At 58.3% G+C, this 5715-nt stretch carries 8 protein-coding genes and 1 pseudogene; 6 read left to right on the top strand and 3 right to left on the bottom strand.

Features of this window, described 5'->3' with window-relative positions; genetic code table 11:
- The coding region (locus M2421_RS20945) for an efflux RND transporter permease subunit (protein WP_259210340.1) at positions 1 to 166 on the bottom strand (166 nt) is incomplete at its 3' end.
- A gap of 163 nt (positions 167 to 329) precedes the next feature.
- Between M2421_RS20945 and M2421_RS20940 the strand changes: the two genes are divergently transcribed.
- The 3 genes from M2421_RS20940 to M2421_RS20930 are packed head-to-tail and all read left to right on the top strand — an operon-like array spanning position 330 to position 2094.
- On the top strand, positions 330 to 797 hold the full coding sequence (locus M2421_RS20940; protein WP_259210338.1) for a hypothetical protein: 468 nt from the start codon (positions 330 to 332) through the stop codon (positions 795 to 797).
- Positions 794 to 1690, top strand: coding sequence for an RHS repeat-associated core domain-containing protein (locus tag M2421_RS20935; RefSeq protein ID WP_259210337.1), 897 nt, complete (start codon positions 794 to 796; stop codon positions 1688 to 1690). The genes M2421_RS20940 and M2421_RS20935 overlap by 4 nt, the downstream gene beginning before the upstream one ends.
- Positions 1687 to 2094 (top strand): hypothetical protein, encoded by a 408-nt coding sequence (locus tag M2421_RS20930; RefSeq protein ID WP_259210336.1) that lies wholly within the window; start codon positions 1687 to 1689, stop codon positions 2092 to 2094. The genes M2421_RS20935 and M2421_RS20930 overlap by 4 nt, the downstream gene beginning before the upstream one ends.
- Positions 2095 to 2118: 24 nt before the next feature.
- Here M2421_RS20930 and M2421_RS21010 read toward each other — a convergent pair.
- Positions 2119 to 3128 (bottom strand): annotated as a pseudogene (locus tag M2421_RS21010) (efflux RND transporter permease subunit); the annotation flags it as partial.
- 590 nt (positions 3129 to 3718) lie between these two features.
- Between M2421_RS21010 and M2421_RS20915 the strand changes: the two are divergent.
- From M2421_RS20915 to M2421_RS20905, 3 genes are all read left to right on the top strand, one after another.
- Complete coding sequence (locus M2421_RS20915; RefSeq protein WP_259210332.1) at positions 3719 to 4015, top strand: hypothetical protein; 297 nt, start codon at positions 3719 to 3721, stop codon at positions 4013 to 4015.
- 299 nt (positions 4016 to 4314) lie between these two features.
- Entirely contained in the window at positions 4315 to 4833 is a 519-nt protein-coding gene (locus M2421_RS20910) for a hypothetical protein (protein WP_259210331.1), read from the top strand.
- Positions 4834 to 4985: 152 nt separating this feature from the next.
- Positions 4986 to 5378, top strand: a complete 393-nt coding sequence (locus M2421_RS20905) for a hypothetical protein (RefSeq protein ID WP_259210329.1) — start codon at positions 4986 to 4988, stop codon at positions 5376 to 5378.
- A gap of 214 nt (positions 5379 to 5592) precedes the next feature.
- Here M2421_RS20905 and M2421_RS20900 read toward each other — a convergent pair whose 3' ends face one another.
- Positions 5593 to 5709 (bottom strand): efflux RND transporter permease subunit, encoded by a 117-nt coding sequence (locus M2421_RS20900; RefSeq protein ID WP_259210339.1) that lies wholly within the window; start codon positions 5707 to 5709, stop codon positions 5593 to 5595.
- Between the last annotated feature and the right edge of the window lie 6 nt (positions 5710 to 5715).

Raw genomic sequence — 5715 nt, 5'->3', positions numbered from 1 at the left:
ACTGGTTGAGCGTGTCGTACAGCGTGGCCACCTGGCGCTGGCTGAAGGCGTTGTTGAGCACCGAGGCGATCATGCGCATGTCCACACCCAGCCGGACGGCGGCGTCGCGGTCGATGTCCAGCACCACCTGGCGCATGCCCTCGTCGCCCTTGGATTCCGCGTCCACGATCACGGGGCTGGGCCGGGGCGGCTATGCGTATCGTCTGCAGGCCTGCAACGCGGCTGGGTGCAGCAACTACTCACCAACGGTTGGCACCACGGTGATTCTGCGCCCAGATAGCACGCCTCAGTTGGCCGGTCCTGGTACCAACAACTCCGGCAACTAAACGGTGAGCTGGAACGGCGTCGGCTGGGCAACCACATACCAATTGCAGGAGGCATTGCAGGGCGCGGGCTGGGCGACCATCCACGATGAGGGTGCGACCCAGCGAGCGCTTTACGGGCGGCCTGAGGGCACACACCAGTATCGGGTCGCCGCGTGCAACGAGGCCGGCTGCACCGATTGGTCCGGCACGATGCAAGTGCAAGTGCAGATGCCGCCGCCAGTGCCCTTCGGATTATGGGTCTGGTACGAACGTATCTCGGGATTCAAGACCCGCTACAGCGCATATTGGGGTGACGACGGCAGTTCGCTCGGCTTTGAGCTGGATGGTCCAGCCACCTGCAGTACGTCGGGAATGAGCTGCGTCATGGAGGTCAACAAGGCGTCGAGTAATGCGCCCTTCCGGGTGAGGGCCTGCAATGCTGCCGGCTGTTCCGCCTGGTCCGATCCCTTCGTTGCGGAGCAGATGCTATGAGCCGAGCCTTTGATGCAGGGTCGTTGATGGGGTGGGTGACGGGCGCACTGCTGCTGGTGCTCGGCGTGGTGCCCCGCGTTGCCGCCGCCGATGTAGTGGAGTACATCCACACCGACGCTCTGGGGTCGCCGGTCGCTGTGACCAATGCGAGCGGTGTGGTGATTGATCGCACGGTCTATGGGGCGTACGGTGAAGTGATCAACCGGCCGTTGGCGGGAGGACCGGGGTACACAGGGCATGTCGAGGATGCCGAGACAGGTTTGAACCAAATGCAGGAGCGATACTATGATCCGGACACGGGAAGGTTCCTAAGTGTCGATCCCATTTCCGTCGGCAAGTCCAAAGGAAGCAATTTCAATCGGTACGTATATGCCAACAGCAATCCATATAGATTCACGGATCCTGACGGACGCTTGGCGCTTGATAACGGGAATAACGACCTACCTATAGTGCCAGAGCCAGAGCCAGGGCCCGACGTATCCAAATCAGAGCCAGTAACGCTCTCGACTGTTACGGCAATTGCAGCGCGCCCAATGCCAGGCGGGATGCCTTCGGTCGCAGGTTTAGGAGCAGCAGCGCGGTTTTTGGGATGGTTAAGCGCCCGCAGCGCCTGGCCGTTGGCGCTCGTCTGGCCATCCGAGATCAGTGCGCCTGCGTGTGAGTTTTCTGGCGGTCCATCTTGCGGTGTCCATAACGAGGTTCAGCCGAATGAGGCAGATCTAATGAAGGTCAAGGAACGGGATGGAAATAAGGTTGCTCAGGATGCTGGATATGATGATGCGCATGATGCAAAGAAAGGTCGAGGTGAGGGCGGCGTTGATATCTACCGCGACAAAAGTGGTGGGAATTGGCTCTGGAATGGCGTTCCGGGCGGAGAAAAGGAGTCGTTATGAACAAGAGCATGAAATCAAAGATCGCCTCACTGACCTTTAGAGGATTTGAGGTCTCGCCTCATGTGATAGAGGAGATGCTCAGTGTGAAAGCCAGTGAGACAGGCGAGCGGGGTGCCCACGTGAGAGCGGGAGTTTCCGCGTTGCTGAAGCGATCCTTCGCGAGGTTCTCCATTGAACTGGAACCAGACTGCAGGCTGGATCAAGCAGTTCCAATACTGCTAGCCCACGCGGGTGGCTTGCAGCGCCTGAAATCCGTGCGAGAGGTGATCACGCCCGAATGTCTTGAGCTGGATATCACTTGGCCGGTCAAAGGGTCCGATGAGCAGGAGGGCGGCTTTCTGCCTATCGTCGTGCTCTCGGATCTGGCGAACCTCGAATGCTCCCTTTCATTCGGATTCATCTGACGCCCTATGGACATCCGGCCGTTGCTACCCCCGCCGCAACCGCGCCAAGGCCAGATAGATCGCCGGCGTCGTATACAACGTCAGCCACTGGCTCACCAGCAACCCACCCACGATCGCAATCCCCAGCGGCTGGCGCATCTCCCACCCTTCGCCAGTAGCCAGCATCAACGGCAACGTACCCAGCAACGCGGCCACACTGGTCATCAGGATCGGGCGGAACCGCAGCCGTGCCGCCTCGCAGATCGCGTCATACGACGACAAACCGCGCTCGCGTTCGGCCGACAGCGCGAAGTCGATCATCAGGATGGTGTTCTTCATCACCACGCCTACCAGCAGGAACAACCCCAACAGCGAAATCAGGTTCAACTCGTTGCCGAACGCCATCAGCGCCAGCAGCGCACCCACGCCGGCCGAGGGCAGTGTGGACAGGATCGCCAGCGGCTGCACGAAGCTCTCGTACAGCACGCCGAGCACCAGGTAGACCGCCAGCATCGCGCCGACGATCAGCCAGAGCTGGCGCTCGCGCAGTGTTTCGAAGCCACCGGCCTCGCCACTCAGCCTGGCCTGCACATGGGTGGGCCAGCATGATCCCGGCCATCGCGCGGTCCACGGCTTTCACCGCTTGGTCCAGGGTCACGCCGGGTGCGAGGGCGAACTCGATCCAGACCGAGGCGAACTGCTGGCTGTGGTAAATGCGGTCCGGCGCCATGCCGTAGGACCAGCTGGCGATCGACGACAGCGGCAGGCTGGCCGTCCTTGCCGATCACGTGGATCTGGTCGAGCGTGGACGGGTCCTGGGTGTAGCGGGGGTCCAGTTCCATCACCACGCGGTACTGGTTGAGCGTGTCGTACAGCGTGGCCACCTGGCGCTGGCTGAAGGCGTTGTTGAGCACCGAGGCGATCATGCGCATGTCCACACCCAGCCGGGCGGCGGCGTCGCGGTCGATGTCCAGCACCACCTGGCGCATGCCCTCGTCGCCCTTGGATTCCACGTCCACCAGTTCGGGCAGCGCACGCAGCGCGTCGGCCACTTTGCAAAGAAGCGCGTTGAGTACTCCAAAGACGCCGGCATTATTTCTAGCTGGAACAGCACCTCTTGGTGTCGGGATCCCGAGAACGTAGAGTTTTTGACGGACCCGGGCACGGGCGCATTCGTGGATCCAGGGATTGCTGATGTCGTATTTCTTGGGTTTGGTATTGTTAGGTTTTATGATCCGTCCGTGGCGTTTTCATATCATAATGCCTCATTCGCGGGTGGATCCGTTGCGATGACGTTTGCGATACTCCACGAGTTCGGTCATGGGTATGCCGCCGGACAAGGCAGTGGGCCAGATCAGCGTGAGCCCATGGCGAATAGCTTTGCATACAGGATGCTTTCCTCATTCGAGAAAAGGCCAATAGAATGCGTAACATGCAAGTACGGTGCTTTCTGCTTATTCTTCTTGGATCGTTATCTTGCTCGGTAATTGCCAAGGACGTCCAAGGGGGCATTTTTTTCAAGGATGGTGTTGATAATGGCGATGGGATGAGTTCGTTCATTAATTACTCGAACGCGACTATGAGGGTGCTGGGAGAGCGTAATTCGCTTTCTGCGTGCGGTGACAATCCCCCCTCCAGGGGGTGCGTGAAATCTTCTTACTTCTATTTCTATATGCCTTCATCCTTGGCGCCGCAGTGGGAGAGCGAGGGCGTAGATTTTGCGCTGGTGGGCCAGTGCGCGCTTTCGACAGGCGCCCAAACGGTGTCCACCTATGTGATCAGGTCGCCACAGGATGGAAAGGTGCTGACGTTCTATGCAGCCCGTTCCGGAGGCTTGTTGGGTTGGGAAATCGCATATCCCGATGGAAAGTACCGGTACTTCAAGGAAGGTGTGCGAGCTGAATCTTGCGCTTATGATCACATCGACCATCAGGTGGATTGAGCGCACAGGCGGACGCGTGAAGGACTCGGTAACGCACATGTGCCTCTGTCCGATGAGAACATGGCGGTGTCTGCGGCGATGGTTGCGGGGAAGAGTGCAGGGCGCTTGGTTGTAGGACAGGTTCGGGTTGATCCCAGGCCGCTCTTTCAGGCTTACAAAGAAGCAGGGGCTAACAGTGGCAGCTTGGATGCACGGACAATCTTATGGATGCTTTCAAGAGAATTCCGGTAAGCAAGCGGCACTTGGGGGATACAGGAGCTTCAGCGTCAGTATTCGAGTGGAATTTCAGGTGACGAATTATGAAATTGATTTCAGCATTTATTATATTGGTGCTGGTCGCCGGATGCTCCTTGGCAAAGGGGAGGAGTGATCCGGAGGATTATCACCAAATACTTTATGCCTATTTTGACGAAAACAATGTATGCAATGCTGCGTGGGAGCCCATCGTTGACGAATGGGTAGCGCACGGCGGCAGCATCAGTGATGATATGGCCGCTACCCGGGATAGGGTCGTGGATGACCGGGCCACCCTGTTTGCGTCGCTCATCCGCGAGGTTTGGAAGAGGCAGGACGCAGCGGGAACGGATGGAGACCGGTCAAGCGCTTTCTCTGAAGTGCTTCTTTCCAGAAAGGTAGTGCCCGAGCGTTGTGCTTACCAGTTCTGGGTGCAAGGCGCTTTGATCGATACGCCAGGCGCCTTCGCTGCAGGTGCAATGACTGCAATCCAGCAAAGGCTGGGTATCGCAGACGACCGCTTGCGAACCGCTAGTTGGGCGATGTCCCAGTTGCTCATATCACCAGCCAATGCGCGGAAGTAGCTGTCAGCTTCGGATGGAAGGGTGCTTAGATGCGCAAGATGTAGTGCATTGGTGTTGTTCTGATTATGATGATTTCATGCGGTGCATGCGGTGCATGCGGTGCTGGCGCCTGGAGCGTCTACTAGATTGATGGAGTAAGAAAAGGCGACGGAATGGTTGCGATCATTGATGCCGAATCAAGGTCATTGATCATGTCGAGTGACTCGTTTGTCCTTGGTGATTGTGGGAAGCTCTCTCCGTCAGAGGGTTGTATTAATTCCAGGTATTTTACTCTTTACCTCGATCCTCTTGTTGCTCTGGAAGTTGATCGGCAGTGGGCTTATGAATCATTTCGCTTCAGTGTTGTTCGGGTCTGTGTTTTCATGTCTCCGACTGGCAATGCGAACGGAGTTGAAGTTGCCTCGGAACAGTTCCATGGGTGCTTTGAGTTTTATGTGAGCGCGTCGTTTGATCTCCTGGGCTGGAAATTGAGTCATGCCAAAGGGAAGGATCTATACCTGAGGGAAGGGGTAAAGCTCGGCTCTTGCAGCCGGCGGGCGATGTGAGTGATGCCTGCCGTGGTTGAGAGGTCGGCGGTGACGCAGAATCTGCGGTGCATGATGCATTGCGACCATCCCAACCCGCGCCAGCTCAAGAGATGCCGCGACGCGGCCACGCTGGCAAGGTAGAGCCACCCCATGGGTGGCTGCACCGTAGGCCATGGCGAAGAGCAGCCACCCATGGGGTGGCTCTACCCACAGTGGGTCGCCTGCCCGGTGATCACGCAGTGCGCCGCAACCGCGCCAAGGCCAGATAGATCGCCGGCGTCGTATACAACGTCAGCCACTGGCTCACCAGCAACCCACCCACGATCGCGATCCCCAGCGGCTGGCGCATCTCCCA

It is taken from the genome of Stenotrophomonas sp. BIGb0135 (assembly GCF_024810105.1).
Taxonomy (GTDB): Bacteria; Pseudomonadota; Gammaproteobacteria; order Xanthomonadales; family Xanthomonadaceae; genus Stenotrophomonas; species Stenotrophomonas maltophilia_AB.
Note: the sequence above shows the minus strand (reverse complement) of the source record. Positions and strands in the feature narration are given on the sequence as shown.